Below are 19,262 nucleotides of genomic sequence, written 5' to 3'. Positions count from 1 at the left end.
GCCTCGGGTTTCCCGGGAGGCGATCGGGATGGCTGTGGTGGAGCGAACACGACCACGCAGCCCGCCCCGTCGGTACGGTTCAGGTCATGGGCACCGTCGAGGCCGTGAGCCGCAGTGACAGGCACTCGTTCACCAAGCCCACCGAGGAGGGCATCACCCTGCTCAGCGGACTCGGTGTCGAGGGTGACGCCCACGCCGGGGAACTGGTCAAGCACCGGTCGCGGGTACGCCGCGACCCCACCCAGCCCAACCTGCGGCAGGTGCACCTGATCCACGCGGAGCTGCACGACGAGCTGGCCGCCCTCGGCTTCCCCGTGTCCGCGGGCCAACTCGGCGAGAACGTCACCACCCGCGGTGTCGACCTCCTGGGCCTGCCCACCGGCACCCTCCTGCACCTGGGCGAGGAGGCCGTCGTCGAGGTGACCGGCCTGCGCAACCCCTGCCCGCAGATCGACGCCTTCCAGGACAGCCTGCTCCGCCACGTGGTCGGGCGCGACGAGCAGGGCGGTGTCGTGCGCAAGGCGGGGATCATGTCCGTGGTCCTGGTCGGCGGCCACGTGCGCCCCGGCGACACCATCCGCGTCCAGGTGCCCGCCACCCCGCACACGCCCCTGCAGCCGGTCTGACGAACCGAACCGGTCACTCGATGGCCTCGACGCCACGGCGGCTCGTCATCCGGTGCGCGTGAGCAACCACCGGATCAGCCCGCGATCGCCACCCGCGGAGCGGGACGATCACTCCGATTCGCGGGCGCTCCCCTCGGCACGGCGAACAACAGCCGAGCTCTGGATGAGAATGTCGACCTGCCGGACGAGTTCGTCGTCACCGACGTCGCGGAACGCCTCCGCGGCCTGCTCCCAGCAGTCGAGCGCCTCATCCCGCCGTTGGGCGCGGTGCAGCGCCAGGCCGAGGTTGGTCAACGCGGTCCCCTCGTGGTGGCGGTCCCCGGCTCGCTGTTGCCGCGTGATCGCGGTGCGGTGGGCCGTGATGGCGGAGGCAGTGGCCCCTGCCTGCCGCAGCGCGATTCCGAGGTTGTTCCACGCACTGCCTTCGCCGTGGTGGTCGCCGATCCGCTGGTGCAGGTCGCGGGCCCGCCGGTGGGCGCGGATGGCGTCGTCCAGGCGGCCCGTCTCGCGCAGTGCCAGACCGAGGTTGTTCCACGCGACAGCTTCGCTGTGGCGGTCGCCGACAGCTCTGAGCAGGTCGCACGCCTGCTCGTGGACGACGATGGCTTCGTCGAACCGCCGGGTCCGCCGCAGCACCAGTCCCAGGTTGTTGCGGGCCAGGGCTTCGCCGTGGCGGTCGCCCGCCTCGCGGTGCAGGTCCACCGACCGCCGGTGGGCCGTGGTCGCCGCGCTGTACCGCCGGACTTGGGCCAACGCCGCGCCCAGGCTGTTGAGCACCACGCCTTCCCGGTAGCGGTCCTCGACCTCGCGGTAGAGATCCCCGGCATTCTCGTGAGCGGTGATGGCCTCGTCGAAACGACGTGCCTCCCCCAGTGCCAGGCCGAGGTTGTCCCACGCGGCCGCGGTGGTGGTGCTGATCCCGAGGCACTCGGCCGCGCCCAGTGCGCACTGGGCGACGACCAGCCAGTCCGTGAGGTGACGGCGCCAGGACAGGTAGGCGGTCAGGGCTTGCGCCAGGCGGGTGGCGTGGAAGTGGTGACCGGTGACCACTGCCAGCCGCACCGCTCCGACCAGGGCAGGGTGCTCGCGGTCCAGCCAGGCCAAAGCACCGGCGCGGTCGGCGAACCGATCGGGAACCGGGTGCCCCGCCCACGCGCGGAGGTGTTCGTCGGCCGCGTGGGTGACCGCGGTGTAGTGGCTGAGCAACCGGGTGATCGCCACCGCGGTGTCGTCGACCTCGATGGGCGCGTGGTCGTGGGTGTGGCGGCAGATCAGGTCGTGCACGCGCCACCGCCGGTCCACCCTCGTGATCAGGTGGGCGTGCTGCAAGGCCCGCAGCCGGGTGCGCGCCACCGGGACCGGGAGGCCCGCCAGGGCTGCCACCGCTTCAGTCGACACGTCCGGTCCCGGGTTCAGCGCGATCAGGCGCAGCACTCCGGCGGCCACGGGGTCCCGCGCCATCAGCCGGTCGTACGAGGCGGCGAATACCGTCCCCAGAGCGGTCTCCCCGTGCGCGAAGGCATCCGTGCCTGCCTCAGCCAATTCGGCCGCCAACTCGGCGGGCACCAGGTCCTCGTCGTCGGCGAGCAACCCGACCGCGATCCGCACCGCCAGCGGCACACCACCGCAGACCGCCGCGAGGTCAAGAGCGCCCCCCGGGTCGTCGCCGACACGGGAGTCGGTGTACATGTGTTCGCGCAACGCCCGATCGAGCAGTTCGACCGACTCGACCCGGCTCAGGACGTCGAGGGCCGTGCGCTGGGCGCCGGGCAGCGCAAGCGTGTCGCGCGTGGTCACCAGCACCCGGTGGCAGCACATCCCCGGGGCCGGGACCAGTCCGCGCACCTGTTCAGCGGTCCCGACGTTGTCCAGTACCAGCAGCACCGGCCTGCCCTGGTCGGCCAGGTCGCGCAACACCTGGTCGTAGACAGCGGCCTGCTCACCGGCGCCGGTCGGGATCCGCTCGCCCGACAACCCGAACCGCCGCAGCAGCGGCGCGAACACCGACTCCGCCGACAGACCGACGTCGGCCTGGTAACCGCGCAGGTCCACGAAGAACGCCCCGCCCGCGAACCAACCCCGCCCCACGGCGACCGCGGCCGCGTGGCGGGCCAACGCGGTCTTGCCGATCCCGCCCATCCCCGCGAGCGCCGAAACCACCACGGGCCCGCCGACTCCACCCGGCGCCAGCGCGGCGAGCACCCGGTCCGACTCCGCGGCCCGACCCACGAACACCTGACCGGCGTTCTCGCGATCGGCAGCGCTGAGGGCGGTGACCACCGCGACACCACCGCCGGTGTCGCCGGACCCGCCGTGGAGGTGCACACCGCCGTGCACCACTGCGGCCTGCACGGCGACCCCTGGCAGGGCACCGGCCATCGTGTTCACGACACCCGCTCCACGCTCCACCGACTCCACGTCGCGATTCTTCCCCACCACCCATACGCGGCCGTACCTTCACGAGGCGAACTCGCGGCGGCACCGCGTTCCGGCCGGACACCGCGCGCCCGCGGCCGACCTGACCCGGGCGACCCCGGCTCCGCGGGCGTGGCGCAGCGCCTGTCGAGGTCGCTGCGGTTCACCAACGCGCTCATCGGCCCGATCGCCATGCGGCTCGGGTCGCTGATCGCCTACGAGGCGCTGCGCTACCTCAGCGGCTTCGAACCACCGCGCGCGGCGGGCGCGCAGGTGGTGCTCGACCTGGCGTGCGCGGTTGCCTTTGCCGCCGTCCCGGCGCTGTTCCCGGCCCCGTCGCGCGACGCGTTCGCGTTCGGCGACACCGGGTTGAGCGCGGTGCTGCCTGCCCCGCTGTCGGTGCTGACGATGGCGTTGCACGAGTGCGGGCACTGGTTGGCCGCCCGCGCCATCGGCCTGCGCGCCCGGTTCGGCGTGAACCGGCGGATGATGCTGCTGGTCTTCGAGACCGACCTGACGCAACTGTGGAGCGTGCCGCGCCGCAGGCGGTACGGCCCGCTCCCGGGCGGGATGGCGCTCGACGTCGTGCTGCTCGCCCTGCTGCTGACCGGGCGGCTGCTGATCCACATGGGGGCGTGGTCGGCGGCGCCCGTGGTGGACGCGGTGCTGGCCGTCGGGATCTACCTGGAGCCGGCGGGCCTGCTGTGGCAGTGCATGGTGTTCCTGCACACCGACTTCCACGCGGTGCTGGTGAACCTGCTGGGCTGCCACAACCTCTGGCGGGTCAAGACCCTGCGGCCGCGCGAGGCGTTCGGCGGGCTCACCGCCGAGCAGTCCGCCGAACTCGCCGGGGCGTCCGAGGCCGACCGCCGCGCCGCGGGCTGGTTCCGCTGGCTGTGGCTCGCGGGCTTCGCGGGCGTGCTCGCCTGCTTCGCCGTGTTCGTCGTGCCGGTGCTGGTGACCGTGCTGCGCTGGACCGCGGGACAGGTGGCGGCCGGACCGCTCACCGGGGGTTTCCGGTACGGCCTGCTGTGCGCGGCGGTGCTGCTCGGCCCGTACCTGCTCGCCGCCGCGCTCGCGGTCGGGGAACGCGTGCGTCGGACCTGATCCAGCGGTGCGACCCGGACGACCCCGGCAGTTGATTTATTGTACCGTCCAGACGGTATAGTAACTGCATGACCCAGGACGACACCGCCCGCGCGGCACAGCCGTCGCAGGCGCCGGACCGGCGGCGGTGGGCTGCGTTGGGCGTGCTGGTCGGGGCCGTGCTGTTGTTGGCCGTGGACGGCACCGTCCTGTACCTGGCCGTGCCGTCGCTGGTGGCGGACCTGGCGCCCAGCGCCGAGCAGGTCCTGTGGATCGGCGACGTCTACGGGCTCGCGCTGGCGGGACTGCTGATCACCACCGGCACCCTGGCCGACCGGCTCGGGCGCAAGCGGGTGCTGCTGGCGGGCACCGCCGCCTTCGGGGTCGCCTCCGCCCTGGCCGCGTTCGCCCCCGACGCGGGAACGCTCATCGCCGCGCGGCTGCTGCTGGGCGTGGCCGGGGCGACGATCATGCCCTCGACCCTGTCCATCATCCGCGACCTGTTCCCCGACGACCGCGAGCGCACCAGGGCCATCGCGATCTGGTCGGCGGCCTCCGGCGGCGGCATGGCCGTGGGGCCGCTGCTGGGCGGGGCGCTGCTGGAGCACTTCTGGTGGGGCTCGGTGTTCTTGATCAACGTGCCGCTCGTGGTGGTGTTCCTCGTCGCGGGCGCCTTCCTGCTGCCCGAGTCGCGCAACCCCCGGCCCGGCCGCTTCGACCTGCCGTCCGCGGCGCTGTCTCTGGCCGCGGTCGTGCCGCTGGTCTGGGCGGTCAAGCACACCGTCGGCTCCGGTGTGGACGGGGCGACCCTGCTCGCCACCGCGGTGGGCGTCGTCGCCGGGGTGGTGTTCGTGCGCAGGCAGCGCCGCCTGCGCACGCCGTTGATCGACGTGGGGCTGTTCGCCGACAAGGCGTTCAGCGGGGCGGTGTTCGCCAACGTCATCGCGATCTTCGCGCTCAGCGGGCTGCTGTTCTTCTTCTCCCAGTACCTGCAACTGGTCCGGGGCATGAGCCCGCTGCTCGCGGGCCTGGCCGAGGTGCCCACCACCGCGGCGGCCATCCTGGCGGTCGGGGTCGTCGGTGTGCTCGTCGCCCGCCTGGGCACCGGGCGGGCCGTGGGCACCGGGCTCGCCGTGGCCGCCGTCGGCCTGGGCCTGGTCGCCGTCGCCGAGGGCTCTGACCGGTACCTGTGGTTGGGCCTGGCCCTGGTCCCGGTGGGCCTGGGCATCGGGGTCGCGATGACGCTGACGACCGACGCCGTGGTCTCCGCCGTGCCGCCCCGGCGTGCCGGGGCCGCGTCGGCGATCGCCGAGACCGCGTACGAACTCGGCGCGGTCCTGGGCATCGCCCTGCTCGGCTCCGGCGTGACCCTGGCCTACCGGTCGGCCCTGGAGCTGCCCGCCGACCTGCCCGACCCGGTGCGCGCCGCCGTGGCGGACTCCCTCGCCTCCGCCCTGAACGCCGTCGAGCCCGGTTCCGGCCCGGCCACCGCGGCGCAGGAGGCGTTCACCACCGCCATGCAGGTCACCTCCGTGCTGGCCGCCGCCGTCACCGCCGTGGCCGCCCTCGTCGCCTGGCGCACCATCCCCTCCGGTAGGAAGACCCCGACCACGACCGACCAGGGCGAGGAGTGACGCACATGCCGCGCAAAGCCGGGCGCAGCGCCGAGGACACCCGCCGCGCGCTCCTGGACGCCGCGGGCGCGGCCGTCCGCGCCCGCGGCGTCTCCGCCAGCCTGGACGACATCGCCAGGCAGGCGGGGGTGTCCAAGGGCGGGCTGCTGCACCACTTCGCCTCCAAGGACGAACTCGTGCGCGCCCTCGCCGAGGACCTCCTCGCAGGCTTCCGCGCCGACGTCACCGCCGCGGTCGACCCGGCCGACACCGGCCCCGGCGCGCTCACCCGCGCCTACGTCCGCGTCTGCGTGGAGTTCGCCCGCGACGACGTGGCCGTGCGCGAGATCCAGCCCCTCATCAGCCACCTGTCCACCATCCCCGAGGTCGCCGAGATCGCCCGCGCCGACGCCCGGCGCTGGCGCGACGACCTGCGCGGCGACGGCCTCCCCGACCACATCACCGCCCTGGTCGCCGCCGCCGCCGACGGCATCAGCGCCGCCCCCGACTGGAGCACCCCGCTCGACGACAGCGCCCTGCGCGGGCTGGAGGCCGTGCTGCTCGCCCTGACCACCGACACCCGCCTCTGGGACCACCTCGACGTGGTGCCCGGGCGCTGATCACCCGGCAGGTCGGCGACCCTGTCGGAGGACGAGGTGGGACTGGTCCCCCGGTCACGCGTCGACAGGCGGGACGAGCGGGGCACGTGACGCCTCGACGACCGCGGCCGCGGCGAGGCAGTCGTCCTCGCGGTACGCGCGGCCGATGATCTGCACGCCCGCGGGCAGTCCGTCGTCGAGTCCCGTGGGCACCGCGACGGAGGGGAGCCCGGCGAAGGTGGTCGCCACGTTCAGCGCCATGGCCCGGCCGTAGCGCTCGTTCGCCCCGGCGTCGGCCCGTTCCAGGTCGGGCGGTGGGGCGAGGCGGTCGTACACCGGGCCCAGCACGAGCGGGAACTGCTCGCCGAACCGCGCCAACGCCTTCCGGACCGCCAGCAGCGACGCGGTCGCGGCGATGTACTCCGGCAGCGTCGCCGGGGGCCTGCGGTCCATGGCAAGCTGCTGGTAAGCCCTGTCCTCTTCGGACAACACCATGGCGATGCGGTCCCAGATCAGCCCGAACTCGGTGTTGACCAGCACGCCGTAGGCGGCCAGGGCCTCGTCGAGGCCGGGCAGCGCCCCGACCTCGGTGACCTCGTGGCCAGCCCCGGCCAGCGCGTCGGCGGCGTGGTCCAGTGCCGCCGACACCGCCGCGCTGATGCCGACCCCGCCGGGGTCTCGGACCAGCGCCACCGGCCGGGGTGGGCCGTCCCCCAGCCGCGCGGGGACGGGGAGCGCGCGCGGGTCCCGGGGATCCGGACCGCAGAGCACCTCGTGGACCAGGGCCAGGTCGTCGACGGTTCGGGCGATGGGGCCGTCGACCGGGAAGAGCTGCGAGGCCAGGGACGGTTCGTCCGAGCCGATCCGGTGGTCGGCCGGGTAGCGGCCGACCGTGGGCTTCAGCGCGACCACGCCGCAGAAGTTCGCGGGCAACCGCAGGGAGCCCCCGGCGTCGTTGCCGAGGCCGAGCACGACCATGCCCGAGGCCACGGCCGCGGCGTCGCCACCGCTGGAACCGCCGGGCGTGCGGTCGAGGCGCCACGGGTTCGCCGTGCCGCCGAACAGCTCGCTGCGCGAGTGCATGCCCGCCATCGTCAGCGTCGGCATGTTGGTGTGGCCGACGAACACCGCGCCCGCCCGCCGCAGGCGCTCGACCGGCGGGGCGTCCCGCTCGGCGACGTTGCGCGCGAGGAACCGGGCGCCGTGCGTGGTGGCCAGGCCGCCCACGGCGATGCTCTCCTTGACGGTGAACGGAACCCCCGCCAGCGGGCCGATGTCCTCACCGCGCGCCCGCCGGGCGTCCAACGCCTCGGCCTCCCCCACGGCGTTCTCCGCCCGCTGCGTGATCGCGTTGACGGTCGGGTTCACCCGGTCGATCCGGGCGAGGGCGTCGCGAACCACGTCGGCCGCCGAGACCGTCCCCGCGCGGACGGCGGCGGCCAGTTCACGCGCACCGGTGGTGATCATGCGCATTAACATACGACGCCGTATCAAACCTGTCCCTTGGTTATCGGCGGACCGCCGCGTCGAAGAACGCGCCGAGTTCCGCGCCGACCCGATCCGCCGCCGCCGCGTCGGCGACCCGGCCGGACCGGATCTGCGTGTCGAGCGTGACGCGGATGGCCCCGGCCGCCAGCTCCACGTCCAGGTCGCGCACCAGTCCCGCCCGCTGCCCGTCCCGGAGCAGGGCGACCAGCCCCACCGACCCGTCGCGGGCCAGGTCGGCGTACCCGCCATCGCCCGCTGCCTCCCGGTGCCGGACGATGGCGGCCAGGGCGCCCGCCTTGGCGGGTTCGTCCGCGACGAACCGGACGCTCTCCACGATGTAGGCGGTCAGCCCCGCGAGCGGATCGGGAGCCGCGGCGACCGCGGCGGCGAGCCGGTGCCCCGCCTCGGCGACGATCGCCGCCAGCACGGTGTCGACGAACTCGGCGCGGTCTTCGAAGTTGCCGTGGAAGGCCCCGCGCGTGCAGCCCGCGGCGGCGGCCAGCCGGTCCAGCGACACGTCCGCGACCGGGTGCTCCGCCCACAGCGCGATCGCCGCCTCCACGAGTCCCCGCCGGGTCTCGGCGCGGCGTTCGGCCTGCGTGCGCCTGCCCCGGCCGGTCCTCGCCGGGTCGCCCGGCCCGTCGTGTGAAGACATCGGTCCACCGCCCTCCTCCCGCACGAACGTACTGCCCCACCTGCGCGCTCACGCGGCACCGGACCGGTGTGGCGGTGATCGCGGGCGAATTCGGCGTTGGGCCGATTGAGCGACGGCCGGGCGGGGTATTTCCCCGGCAAGGCGAACTTCGTCGAAGGAGTGGACGTGACTGTCTCAGGGATCATCAGCGCACTGGTCGTCGGTCTGATCATCGGGGCGCTCGGCAGGCTCGTCGTGCCGGGCAAGCAGCACATCCCGATCTGGCTGACCATCGGCATCGGCATCGTGGCCGCCATCATCGGCACCTTCCTGGCCAACGCCCTCGGCGTCGGCGACACCCGGGGCATCGACTGGATCGAGATCGTGTTCCAGGTCGCCCTGGCGGGTGCGGGTGTGGCCCTGGCCGCTGGCCTGTACGGCCGCAGGGGCGCGGTTCACCGGTAACCCCATACCCCATCGACCAGCGCCGCCACCGGTTTCCCGGTGGCGGCGCTGGTCGTTTGTGCACGTTTCCGAGGCGGTTCGGTGGCAGCGGACGGGGGTTGACCCGGCTTATTCAACAAGTTATATATGAGCAGTGGCATATGACAGGCAGGGCCAGGCCGTGGTGCTCGGTGCCGGGATCGCAGGTCTCGTGGCCGCCCGGGTCTTGGCCGAGCACTACGACGAGGTGGTCGTGGTCGAACGCGACGAACTCCCGGACGGTCCCGCGCACCGGCGCTTCGTGCCCCAGTCGCACCACGCGCACGGTCTCCTGGGCTCCGGTCGGCGGGCGCTGGTCGGCCTGTTCCCCGGGCTGAGCGCGGACTTGGCGGCAGAGGGGGCGATCACCCCGGGTTCAGGTGATCCGGCGATGGGCGACCGTTCGCTGTTCGTGGTCCGGGGCGACACGACGATCCGGATACCTTCCTGGTGGAGCGCGGGTTTCGCCGCCAGTCGGGTCCTCGTCGAACACGCGGTCCGCAGCCGGGTGCGGGCACTGCCGAACGTCGCCGTGCGCGACCGGACGGCGGTCCTCGGGCTGGTGACCGACCGGACTCGCGGCCGGATCACCGGGGTGCGGACAGCAGGCGGCGACCTGGGCGCTGACCTGGTCGTCGACGCGTCGGGCCGTGGTTCGTCGCTGCCGCAGTGGTTCGAGCAGGTCGGGCACCGGCCGCCGCCGGTGTCGGTGGTGCACTCCGACGTCCGGTACGCCAGCGTGGTGACCGAACCGGACCCGTCGTTCGAGCCGGAGTGGATGGCGGTCCTCAGCGGCCAGGCCGAGTCCGGCTCGTCGGTGGGCGGCGTGGCGCTGCGCATCGAGGACGGCCTGCTGCACATCTCGTTCGGCTCGGTCGGCGGCGGCCCGCCGATACCGACCGGCATCGGGGAACTGCGCAACTTCGCCGACCGGATGGCCGCGCCGGTCCTGGCCGAGGCGCTGCGGCGGTCGAACCCGGTCGGCCCGGTCCGCGCCTTCCGGGTCCGCAGCAACACCCGCCGCCACTACGACCGCCTGCGCGAGGCACCGCGGGGTGTCGTCGCGCTCGGCGACGCGGCCAGCGCGTCGAACCCGGTCTACGGCCAGGGGATGAGCGTGGCGGCGCTCTCCGCGGTCGCCCTCGGCCGGGTCCTGGCCGCCGAGGGCGCAGCGCCGGGGTTCGAGCGCCGCGCGGCGCGAGCGGTCGCCGCCACGTCCGTCGAGGCTTGGCGCCTCGCGCTCGGGGAAGACCTCCGCCACGGGTGCCGCACCGAAGGCGTCCGCACACCGTGGCCGACGCGCCTCGGACAGGGCTACCGCGACCGGCTGGAGCGGGCCGCGGCGGTGGACCCCGAGGTGGCGTCGGCGTTCAACGACGTGCTCAACCTCCACCGGCCGGTGTCGTCGCTCGGCTCCCCGCGCATCGCCCGGCGGGTCCTGCGCCCGTTGCGGGACCGCGACCCCGGTCCCCTGTCGGCGACGGTCGCCACCGTCCTCGGCACCGCCTGAACCCGAGCGAGGAGAACCGGTGTTCCAGCCCCAGTTCGTCGACGTCGACGACGTCCTGCTGCACGTCGAGACCGCGGGCCCGGCGGACGGTCCCCCGGTGCTGTTCCTGCACGGCTGGCCCGACCTGTGGCTCAGCTTCGCCGAGCAGATGACCGCGCTCGCCGGGCGCGGGCACCGGGTGGTCGCGCCGGACCAACGCGGCTACGGCCTGTCGTCCAAACCCGCGGCGGTCGCCGACTACGGGATGCCCCTGCTGGTCAAGGACATCGTGCTGCTCATCGAACGCCAGGGCCTGGCCCCGGTGCACCTGGTCGGGCACGACTGGGGCGGCGCGGTCGCCTGGGCGGTGGCGATCGAGCGGCCCGACCTGCTCCGGTCGTTGACCGTCGTCAACTGCCCGCACCCGCGGGTGTTCGCCCGCGCCCTCACGCGGATGCCCTCCCAGATGGCGCGGAGCTGGTACATGGTGGCCCTCCAGATCCCCGGCCTGGCCGAGGCGGTCCTCGGCGCCCGCGGCGGCGCGGTCCTGGCGGCGATGCTCAGGCACGGCGCCCACCTCGGCGAGTCCGACCTGGACAAGCACCGCGCCGTCTGGCGCCACCCGGGCGCGATCCAGCGACCGCTGTTCTGGTACCGGGCGATGTTCCGGGCGCTGCCCGCCTCGATCCGCACCCAACCCGACACCCCGGTGCGCGTGCCCACCCAACTCATCTGGGGCCACCGCGACGGCGCGTTCAGCACCCGCCTCGTCAACCCCAGCGCCGCCCACTGCGACCAGTCCGAAGTGCACTGGCTCGACGCCGGGCACTGGCCGCACCGCGAACACCCCGAACAGGTGACAGCCCTACTCGAAACCTGGTTCGCGCGGCACGCGGACGCCGGGTGACGGTTGGTACCCTCCTGCCTGCGCCCGCCGGAAGGAGCCCGATGCTGAAGTTCGCCCTGCTCGGCTTCCTGCTCCGACACCCGATGACCGGCTACGACCTGGCCTCGGCCATCAGGAACAGCATCAACTTCGTCTGGCCCGCCCAACTCAGCCAGATCTACCGCACACTGGGCCAACTGGAGAAGGACGACCTGGTGGTGTCCGAGGTGGAACCCCAACAGAGCCGCCCCGACCGCAGGGTCTACTCGGTGACGGACGCGGGCCGAACGGCGTTCGAGGCCTGGACCGGCGAACTGGTCACCGAACTGGACCCGGTCCGCGTCCCGTTCATGGTCCGCTTCTTCTTCTACGGCGCCCGCCCACCCCAGGAAACCATCACCCAACTCCAGGTGATGCGCGACCTGCACACCAAGGACCGCGACCGACTCGCCACCGAACTCCGCGAACAGATCGCCACCGCCACCGCCCACCACACCGGCGACGACCTCGACCCCCTGATCGTCGACTCCGTCCGCCGCGCAGGCGAGATGATGTCCCAAACCTGGGTGGACTGGATAGACGAAACCATCGAACGCCTGCGCAACGTCCCCCCGCAGTCGAGTCCCTGACCCGACATCCCCTCGGCGGCGACGCAACAGTTCACGGCAAAGTGGAACCTCTCTCCAGACCGACCAAATAGGTCGCCGGGGCTATTCGCCTGCGGGGGTTCGGCCGTGGCGGGCGTAGTGCCTGGCCGCGCGGGCGCGGTTGCCGCAGGCGGTCGAGCACCACTCTCGGCGCGGGTGGTCCTTGAGGAAGTAGAGCACGCAGCCCGGGGCGAGGCAGACGCGCAGGTCCAGGTCGTCCCACCGGCCGAAGAGGGCGACGGCCTGGGTGGCGAGGGTGCGCAGGAGCAGGTCGTCCGGTGAGCCGGAGGTGTGTGACCTCTCGGTCACGGTCCCGTCGTCGGTCAGTTCGAGTGCCTGCCAGGTTCGTGCCGCGCGGGCGTTGTGGTTGACCGTGTGGATCGCGGTGTCGAGGGAGGTCATCGCGGACGCGGCCCGGGAGCGCGGGTCGTCGGTTCGCTCGGCGGCCAGTCGCCGTAGTGCGTCACGCAGGTCGCGCAGGCGGAGCAGTCCGTTCTCGGACAGCTTCGCCGCGGTGGCCGGGTTCGGTAGTCGCGGTGCCAGTGCGGTGAGCCAGTGGCGGGCATCCCGGAGAGTGGCCAGTGAGTCGTGGATGCCGTGCCGGTCCGCCCAGACGGTGTTCATCAGCTCGATCGGCGTTGCCTGTCCCAGCAGCGGGGGCAGGGTGAGCTGATCGGCGGCCATGCCTCACCCTAGCTCTTCTAACGGGTGGATCGCAGTTCACCCGTTGACACCACTCGATCACCGCGGTTAACCTCCTAACGGAAGTTGCAGTGGGTTACCGTTAGATTCCCCCGGACCGAGCAGGAACACCACCATGCCTGAATCCCGTCCCCCGTTCCCGCCCTTCGACGAGGAAGGCGCCCTGCGGAAGGTCCAGGCCGCCGAGGACGCGTGGAACACGCGCGACCCCGGCCGGGTGGCCCTCGCGTACACACCGGACTCGGTGTGGCGCAACCGCGACACCTTCGTCACCGGCCGGGAAGCGATCGTGGAGTTCCTGACCGCCAAGTGGGAGCGCGAGCAGGACTACGTGCTGCGCAAGAGCCTGTGGGCCTTCCGCAGCAACCGGATCGCGGTGCGGTTCCAGTACGAGTGGCACGACCACCAGGGACAGTGGTGGCGCAGTTACGGCAACGAACTGTGGGAATTCACCGAAACCGGCCTGATGTCCCGCCGCGAGGCCAGCATCAACGACGTGGCGATCAGCGAGGCCGACCGCCGCTGGTTCGGCCCCCGCCCCGACGACGAACGCGGCCACGACATCCCGCTCCGGTGACCGCGACACGGGTTCGCACCCGACCGCCGACGTAGCGATCGACACACCTCAGGTGATCCCGTGGTCGCGTGCCTACACAGCCGCCTGGGTGCGGTCGCGCGGGCTGGGGCGGGTGCGGACGCGGGAGATGTGCGTTGGCGAGGTCGGATGGGCCCCGTCAGACGAATCCGCCAGTCCTGTCCCCGCTGCGGAGAACCCGGTTCGCACGACTCGTTGCGCGCGAACCGGGTTCGCTCGTGGGCAGACCGCGCTCACCGAGCTCCAGCCTCGGTCGGGGACCGGTGGGTGTTCGACTCGGCACACCGGTTGACGGGTGGTCCGTGGTGTGCCGCCGGTCCGCGGGACCACTGCCCGCACCTGCGAGGTGATGCCACTTCACTCCATGGAACCGGAGATCTCGGTCGGTCGGGGGACCGCTCCGTCGTCGATGACGGCGAGGAGGGCCGCCTTGCCGTTAAAGATGACCGTGGCCGGGGTGTCGTCGCCGTTGAGGAGGGTGAGCTTGATGACCCTGCCCTCGGTCATGGCGGCTTCGACGGCGGCCTCGACCGAGTCCGCCTCGGTCCCGCTCACCTTCCACACCTGATCGCCGAGCTTGATCCGCTTGGTTCGCACTGCCATGTCCTTCCGTTTGGCGGTTGTGCCGCTACCGGAGAACTGACGGACCGCGGGCGGGCACCTCCTCGACGGTGAGGTCGAAGGTGAAGTCCGCGGTCCGGACCGTGCTCTCCGCCCCCAGCCGAGCAGCCCCGAACCGCTCATCTGCCCGGAACCCCGCCCGGTAGAGGCCGATGACCCTGTCCGCCCCCGCTGCGAGCAGGGCTTCGGTGGCGTCGACGACCCTGGCGGTCGACTCCCCGGTCACCGCCGAGAGGTCCGCTCCCTCCCCGCGGGCCGACGACACCCACACGGCGACGTCCAGCCGTTCCCGGACGTCGCCCTCGAACACCGGATCGCCCCCGATGACGAGGCGGGTTCCGTCGACGGTGCCGGTGAACCGGGCGGTGTGGTTGTGGTGGCGGATCTCCCCGTCCGCGCCGGTGGTCACCACCAGCGTGTCGAGCCGGAAGTCCTGGCTGCGGAACGAGCGGTTGTGGTGCAAGACCAGGGTGGGCATGCGCAGGACGACCCTGGTCGGTTCCCCCACCTCACCCGGCGGGGTGGCGGAGTCCGGGCGGTCGTCGACCTCGAAGACCGCCTTCTCCGAATACGGCGCGGGTGTGGGGACGACGTCGAAGTCGACGGTCCGCACCGCGAAGCGCACCGATCGCGTGAGCATCGGGGTGATTTCCCTGCTGCTCTGGGCACCCAACCGCCAGAGCTGCTGCTCCAGCCGGTTCAGCGGCCGCCCAGCGCGCACGCCCCCCTGCTGAAGGAGGACCGCGTCGGCGCGCTCCTCGCTGATCAGGACCACGATGCTCTCCCGGCGGGGGCCCACCGGTGGCACCGACGACGGCCAGCTCAGCTCCATGCCGGGCAGCGCACCGGTGACGTCATCCCCGCCGAAGACGTACTGCTTGCCGGGTGCGATGGGCACGCCACTCGGGTGCGCCGGGTTCAACAGGGTGACCTGCGAGGACACACCGATGTCCAGCAGCGACACGTACAGGTACTGCTCACCTTCGTTGCGCACCGCCACGCACACCGCCTGGCCGGGGTGCAGCACCGCGCCGCAGGCGGGCAGCGGGTGCGCGACGCCGTCGACGACCCTGGCCAGCTCGACGCGCACCCGGGCGGGCAACGCCATGCCCGGGTCCTCGGACAACCGCAGCACGGCCCGCGCCCGCGCCACCCGCCTGAGGTCTCCCAGCAGGTCGTGTGCGGCGGGTTTCGACCGGCTCAGCGGGCCCACGGCGTCGTGCAGGGCGACCCCCTCGGAGTCGGCCACCACCCGCACCGGCGCGGTTTCCCCCGCCGAGGCCAGGCGCAGCACCGGATCGGCCAGCACGTCCTGCGCCAACGACTCCAGACCGGCACCGAGGGACACCGGGAGCGTGGGCACGCTCGTCGCGACGAGCTGCGCCCGGGCGCCCACGGGGAGCTCCAGCTCGGGGTCCGGCCCGCGCAGCCTGCCGAAGGCCGCGTGACCGTCCGTCCACTCCACCACCACCGCGCCGAGCGGGACGTCGTGGTGGTGGATCGCGAACTCGTCGCCCGCGCCGTAGCCGAGCAGCCGGGCGCCCGCGATGCGGACCCACTGGCGCTGCCGAGAGGCGGGCAGGGACGCGACCTGCTCCACCGGTTCGGTCCCGAACAGCTCCCGCTCCCCCGGACCCTCCACCTCCGGGCGCTGCACCCCGCACCGGTCCAGGACGAGCATGCGGACCCGGTCGACGACGGTCGCCCAGGACCACCGCCCGACCTCCGGGTCGAGCGTGTCGAGCGCGCGCGTCAGCGCGTCGGTGAGGTAGCCCATGGACACACCGTCCGCGTTGGGCGCCTCGTAGGCCCGCTGGTTCATCGCGCAGGCCACGATCCGGACCGCGTTCTGGTTGCCCCCGGGGTGCAGGCCCCGCAGGTCGGCGCCGCCGCGGTGCAGCGAGTCCAGGTGCGCTCGGGCCAGGTGACCGGGTACGGCGCGCGGCCACACCTTCGGCACGGCGCCGGTCTCCGGGTCCCGTGACATGGCGCCGGAGTGGCAGCAGTCGAGGACGACCGCGGCGTTCGGCGTGCGCGCGGTGAGCCGGTCGAGGAGCACGGACAGCTCGACGTTGGCGATGCCGCGGAAGTCGTCCTCGCAGGACTCCTCGAAGTCGGTCGGGATGATGAACTGGACCACCCCCGGTCCGGGCATCCCCTCGGCGAGCGACGGGTCCTTGGCGTAGGCCCCGTGCCCGCTGTAGTAGACGACGGCGGCGTCATCGGGCCGCGACTGGCTGATCAGCCGCTCGTACGCGTCGAGGATGCCCGCCCTGCTGGCGTTTTCCCCCTCGCACACCACTGGGGTGAACCCCCAGCGCGCCAGGGTGGTCGCCATCGCGGCGGTGTCGTGGCCGGGCCCGGAAAGACCTCCGGTCTCCGATCCGATCAGCAGTGCTCTGCGTGCCATGTTCCCTCCTGGGTACGGGTGCGTGGGAGCAGACCCGGGGCGTGGCCCCGGGCCTGCTCCCACGCACCGTCAGTCCGCCAGCAACCCGTTCTCGCGGGCGATCCGCACCGCGTCGGGGGCGTTCTTGGCGTTGAGCTTGCGCATCACCGAAGCGCGCTGGTTGGCCACGGTGGACGTGGCCACGTGCAGCCGGGTGGCGATCTGGCTGTTGGTCAGCCCCCGGGAGACGAGGACCAGGACCTCCAGCTCGCGGTCGGCGACGCCGAACGGTCTCTTCGGTCGGGCCGGGGGCCTGCCCGACAGCTTGTGCGCCCGGCTGATCCGCCGGACCAGCCCGGCCAGCGGCGTGGCCCCGAGTCGGTCCGCGATCTGCGCGGCCGCGGCCGCCGCCGCGACCGCGGCCGGTCTGTCCTCGGCCCTGGCGGCGGCATCCGCGGCGCGGGCCAGCGCGTACGCCTGGGCGTGGGGCCGTTCCAGGCCGGACCACGACTCGGCGAGGTCGGTCCACACCCGCGGGCTGTCCCCACCGGTGGCCCGCGCCCGCTCGGCCGCGCAGAGGGCGGCGAGCACCCGGGTCTCGGGGTCGCCGTCGCCGGTCGCCCGCGCGGCCATGTCGTCGGCGAGGGCTCGCAGGTCCGGTGGTGGACCGGGCTCCGGCCAGTCGGCGACGAGGCGCAGCCCGCAGGCGCACAGCTGCAACACCAACAGCGCGTCCTCGCAGGCGGCGACCGCCTCGATGCCGTGCCGCACAGTGCCCAGCGCACCCTCCAGGTCGCCGCGGGCCGCGGCCAGTTCGGCGAGGCAGCGGTAGAGGGGGCTCAAGAACCGCGGCTGCGCGCTGGGCAGGTTCCGCACGCTCCGCAGCAATCGCTCGGCCTCGTCGAACCGGCCGGTGGCCAGGTCGACCTCCGCCTTGGTCAGCCGCTGGAACGTGGTCTCCCGCGCCGGGTGGTACCGCAGCACCTCTTCGACGAGGACGACGGCCTGTTCCCACTCGCCGACCTGGAACAGGGTGGCGCAGGCGTTGTTGGCCAGCAGCGCCGACTGCCGGGAGTCGAGCAGCCCGAACTCCCTCGTCTTCTCCAGGCCCGCCCGGAACTGCGCCGCGGCCTCGGCGACCCGACCCGCGCGCTCCAGGCACACGCCGAGGTTGCCGCGCGCCCGCAACTGGTCCTCCAGCTGGTCTTCGGCCTCGGCGATGCCCAGCGCGTCCGCCACAGCCGCGACGGCTTCGTCGTGCCTGCCCAGACCCGACAGCGCCAGCCCCCGGCTGTTGCGCGCCCGTCCGACCTCCGGGCTCGCGGCCGCGGCCTCGGCTTCCGCCTCCGCCTGCCGGGCCAGGTCGAGCGCCTCCGCGCACCGGCCGGACTTCACCGCCGCGGTGGCGAGGGCGGACCGGACTCGGGAGCCCGCAGCGCTCGGCCGGGCACCGGCCAGGAGGCGGTCGGCGGAGTGCAGCTCGGCCAGGGACTCCTCGTCGTAGCCCGCTTCCCACAGGTAGCTGCTCAGGCGCTCGTGCAGGCCGCCGAGCACGACGGGGTCCCCACCGCCCGCGGCCCGCACCGCCCGGCGGGCCCAGGTCACGCACTGGCGCAGGTGCCCGGCCCAGCGGGCGGCGTTCGCGGCCACCTCGAGCACCCGCACCAGCGTCGTGCCCGCCACCTGTTCGGCGTCGGGCAGCCGCGACCACAGCTCCAGGGCGCGGGCGTACTGGGTCTCGGCCTCGGTGAACGCCCGCAGCCGCATGGCCAGGTCACCGGCGCCGACGGAGGCGTGCAGCGCCCGGGGCGCGTTGTCGGCGGCGAACCAGTGGTAGGCGAGTTCGGGGAGCAGGCGGGGGTTCGCGGGCGCCTCCTCGGCCAGTGCCTCGGCGAACTGGGCGTGGAGGCGCTTGCGCTCCCGGGCGAGCACCATCCCGTAGGCGGCTTCGCGGAGCAGGGCGTGCTGGAACCGGTACGACTCGTCGTCCTCGTCCTCCACCAGCACGCGCTGTGCGAGGCACTCGGTGAGCGCGGCGTCGAGCGCCCGGTCGTCGAGCCCGGCGACCCTGGCCAGCAGGGCGTCGCCGACCCGGCGGCCCGCCACCGCCGCCACCTTCGTGAGCCCGCCCGCGTCGGGACCGAGCCGGGCGAGGCGCTCGCGCATGAGGTCGTCCAGGGACGGGGGGATGCGAGTGGCCCCGGAGCCGGACTCGGCGACGAGCTGCTCGGTGAAGTACGGGTTGCCCTCCGACAGCGCGAAGTACTCGTCGGCCCGCTCGGGGCTGACGTCCTCGCCGGTCAACGCGGCGACGAAGGACCGCAGTTCCTTGCGGCTGAACGGTTGCAGCGTCACCCTCCTGGTCCGGCGGACGAATTCCGGCTCGGTCAGCCGGACCCGCAGCGGGTGCCCGGTGCGCAGCCCCGAGCGGTGGCTGCACACGAGCATCAGCCGCTCGTCGGTCTTGGTGAGCACCAGGTAGGCGATGAGGTCGAGGGTTGCGGTGTCGGCCCAGTGCACGTCCTCGAACACCAGCAGCAGCGGCTTGCGGCCACCGAGGTGGTCGAGCAAGCGGGAGACCGCGCCGAACACCCGGGTCTGGGCGCCGTACCCCGGCGCGGGTCCGGGACCGGCGGTGAAGTCGGAGATCAGGTCCGCCAGTTCCGACCAGGCCGGTCCGGCCAGCTCCCGGGCCCGCTGCTCCCCCTCGGCGCGGACCAGGCCCCGCAGCGCCTCGGTCAGCGGTCCGTACGGGATGCCGTCGCCCGCCAGCTCCAGGCAGCCGCCCGCCAGCACGAACGCGCCGGATTCCCTGGCGGTGCGGGCGAACTCCCGCAGCAGCCGCGTCTTGCCGGTGCCCGCCTCGCCGTCGAGCACCACGGCCGCGGGCAGCCCCCGCGCCGCGCCCGCCAGCAGCTCCGCGAGCAGGCTGAGTTCGGCGACCCGGCCGAAGAACCCGTTCACCACCGCGGTGCCCCCTCCCTGCCGT

At 73.4% G+C, this 19,262-nt stretch carries 16 protein-coding genes; 9 read left to right on the top strand and 7 right to left on the bottom strand.

Annotation, left to right across the window (positions count from 1 at the left end; genetic code table 11):
• The first annotated feature begins 86 nt into the window (after positions 1-86).
• The gene (locus tag L6E12_RS05470) at positions 87-626 is read left to right on the top strand and encodes an MOSC domain-containing protein (protein WP_236226777.1); all 540 of its coding nucleotides are present in this window, start codon (positions 87-89) and stop codon (positions 624-626) included.
• Between the two features lie 108 nt (positions 627-734).
• On the opposite strand, the gene L6E12_RS05465 is transcribed toward L6E12_RS05470, so the two are convergent.
• A complete protein-coding gene (locus L6E12_RS05465; protein WP_236226835.1) occupies positions 735-3,005 on the bottom strand; it encodes a tetratricopeptide repeat protein in 2,271 nt (756 codons plus the stop codon).
• A 168-nt stretch (positions 3,006-3,173) separates the two neighbouring features.
• On the opposite strand from L6E12_RS05465, the gene L6E12_RS05460 reads away from it, so the two are divergent.
• The 3 genes from L6E12_RS05460 (at position 3,174) to L6E12_RS05450 (ending at position 6,360) form a co-directional block, all read left to right on the top strand.
• On the top strand, positions 3,174-4,148 hold the full coding sequence (locus tag L6E12_RS05460) for a hypothetical protein (protein ID WP_236226776.1): 975 nt from the start codon (positions 3,174-3,176) through the stop codon (positions 4,146-4,148).
• Between the two features lie 68 nt (positions 4,149-4,216).
• Positions 4,217-5,761 carry an MFS transporter gene (locus L6E12_RS05455; protein WP_236226775.1) on the top strand — a complete coding sequence of 515 codons (1,545 nt, stop codon included), beginning with the start codon at positions 4,217-4,219 and terminating at the stop codon, positions 5,759-5,761.
• A gap of 5 nt (positions 5,762-5,766) precedes the next feature.
• Positions 5,767-6,360: a TetR/AcrR family transcriptional regulator gene (locus tag L6E12_RS05450; protein ID WP_236226774.1), complete on the top strand. Its 594-nt coding sequence runs from the start codon at positions 5,767-5,769 to the stop codon at positions 6,358-6,360.
• A 54-nt stretch (positions 6,361-6,414) separates the two neighbouring features.
• Here the strand turns inward: L6E12_RS05450 and L6E12_RS05445 are convergent, their stop codons facing one another.
• Both L6E12_RS05445 and L6E12_RS05440 read right to left on the bottom strand, forming a co-directional pair.
• Positions 6,415-7,806: an amidase gene (locus L6E12_RS05445; RefSeq protein WP_236226773.1), complete on the bottom strand. Its 1,392-nt coding sequence runs from the start codon at positions 7,804-7,806 to the stop codon at positions 6,415-6,417.
• A 40-nt stretch (positions 7,807-7,846) separates the two neighbouring features.
• On the bottom strand, positions 7,847-8,482 hold the full coding sequence (locus tag L6E12_RS05440) for a TetR/AcrR family transcriptional regulator (protein ID WP_236226772.1): 636 nt from the start codon (positions 8,480-8,482) through the stop codon (positions 7,847-7,849).
• A gap of 165 nt (positions 8,483-8,647) precedes the next feature.
• Between L6E12_RS05440 and L6E12_RS05435 the strand changes: the two genes are divergently transcribed.
• From L6E12_RS05435 to L6E12_RS05420, 4 genes are all read left to right on the top strand, one after another.
• Positions 8,648-8,926: a GlsB/YeaQ/YmgE family stress response membrane protein gene (locus tag L6E12_RS05435; RefSeq protein WP_035282621.1), complete on the top strand. Its 279-nt coding sequence runs from the start codon at positions 8,648-8,650 to the stop codon at positions 8,924-8,926.
• 133 nt (positions 8,927-9,059) lie between these two features.
• On the top strand, positions 9,060-10,454 hold the full coding sequence (locus tag L6E12_RS05430) for an FAD-dependent monooxygenase (protein ID WP_236226771.1): 1,395 nt from the start codon (positions 9,060-9,062) through the stop codon (positions 10,452-10,454).
• Between the two features lie 19 nt (positions 10,455-10,473).
• Entirely contained in the window at positions 10,474-11,340 is an 867-nt protein-coding gene (locus tag L6E12_RS05425) for an alpha/beta fold hydrolase (protein WP_236226770.1), read from the top strand.
• Between the two features lie 41 nt (positions 11,341-11,381).
• Positions 11,382-11,948, top strand: coding sequence for a PadR family transcriptional regulator (locus L6E12_RS05420; protein ID WP_236226769.1), 567 nt, complete (start codon positions 11,382-11,384; stop codon positions 11,946-11,948).
• Between the two features lie 81 nt (positions 11,949-12,029).
• On the opposite strand, the gene L6E12_RS05415 is transcribed toward L6E12_RS05420, so the two are convergent.
• The gene (locus L6E12_RS05415) at positions 12,030-12,650 is read right to left on the bottom strand and encodes a CGNR zinc finger domain-containing protein (RefSeq protein ID WP_236226768.1); all 621 of its coding nucleotides are present in this window, start codon (positions 12,648-12,650) and stop codon (positions 12,030-12,032) included.
• 133 nt (positions 12,651-12,783) lie between these two features.
• Here L6E12_RS05415 and L6E12_RS05410 point away from each other — a divergent pair, with 133 nt between their 5' ends.
• Entirely contained in the window at positions 12,784-13,245 is a 462-nt protein-coding gene (locus tag L6E12_RS05410; RefSeq protein ID WP_236226767.1) for a nuclear transport factor 2 family protein, read from the top strand.
• 375 nt (positions 13,246-13,620) lie between these two features.
• Here L6E12_RS05410 and L6E12_RS05405 read toward each other — a convergent pair whose 3' ends face one another.
• From L6E12_RS05405 to L6E12_RS35290, 3 genes are all read right to left on the bottom strand, one after another.
• Positions 13,621-13,866, bottom strand: a complete 246-nt coding sequence (locus tag L6E12_RS05405; RefSeq protein ID WP_236226766.1) for a hypothetical protein — start codon at positions 13,864-13,866, stop codon at positions 13,621-13,623.
• Between the two features lie 25 nt (positions 13,867-13,891).
• Positions 13,892-16,294, bottom strand: coding sequence for a caspase family protein (locus L6E12_RS05400; protein ID WP_236226765.1), 2,403 nt, complete (start codon positions 16,292-16,294; stop codon positions 13,892-13,894).
• Between the two features lie 69 nt (positions 16,295-16,363).
• Positions 16,364-19,237, bottom strand: coding sequence for an AAA family ATPase (locus L6E12_RS35290; protein ID WP_236226764.1), 2,874 nt, complete (start codon positions 19,235-19,237; stop codon positions 16,364-16,366).
• Between the last annotated feature and the right edge of the window lie 25 nt (positions 19,238-19,262).

The sequence above is a fragment of the Actinokineospora sp. PR83 genome, from assembly GCF_021056305.1.
In the GTDB taxonomy this organism is placed as follows: domain Bacteria; phylum Actinomycetota; class Actinomycetes; order Mycobacteriales; family Pseudonocardiaceae; genus Actinokineospora; species Actinokineospora spheciospongiae.
Note: the sequence above shows the minus strand (reverse complement) of the source record. Positions and strands in the feature narration are given on the sequence as shown.

Coding starts and splice junctions, on each gene's coding strand:
- L6E12_RS05470 (WP_236226777.1), top strand. CDS start 87: ATGGGCACCGTCGAGGCCGTGAGCCGCAGTGACAGGCACTCGTTCACC.
- L6E12_RS05465 (WP_236226835.1), bottom strand. CDS start 3,005: ATGGCCGGTGCCCTGCCAGGGGTCGCCGTGCAGGCCGCAGTGGTGCAC.
- L6E12_RS05455 (WP_236226775.1), top strand. CDS start 4,217: ATGACCCAGGACGACACCGCCCGCGCGGCACAGCCGTCGCAGGCGCCG.
- L6E12_RS05450 (WP_236226774.1), top strand. CDS start 5,767: ATGCCGCGCAAAGCCGGGCGCAGCGCCGAGGACACCCGCCGCGCGCTC.
- L6E12_RS05445 (WP_236226773.1), bottom strand. CDS start 7,806: ATGATCACCACCGGTGCGCGTGAACTGGCCGCCGCCGTCCGCGCGGGG.
- L6E12_RS05440 (WP_236226772.1), bottom strand. CDS start 8,482: ATGTCTTCACACGACGGGCCGGGCGACCCGGCGAGGACCGGCCGGGGC.
- L6E12_RS05420 (WP_236226769.1), top strand. CDS start 11,382: ATGCTGAAGTTCGCCCTGCTCGGCTTCCTGCTCCGACACCCGATGACC.
- L6E12_RS05415 (WP_236226768.1), bottom strand. CDS start 12,650: ATGGCCGCCGATCAGCTCACCCTGCCCCCGCTGCTGGGACAGGCAACG.
- L6E12_RS05410 (WP_236226767.1), top strand. CDS start 12,784: ATGCCTGAATCCCGTCCCCCGTTCCCGCCCTTCGACGAGGAAGGCGCC.
- L6E12_RS05405 (WP_236226766.1), bottom strand. CDS start 13,866: ATGGCAGTGCGAACCAAGCGGATCAAGCTCGGCGATCAGGTGTGGAAG.
- L6E12_RS05400 (WP_236226765.1), bottom strand. CDS start 16,294: ATGGCACGCAGAGCACTGCTGATCGGATCGGAGACCGGAGGTCTTTCC.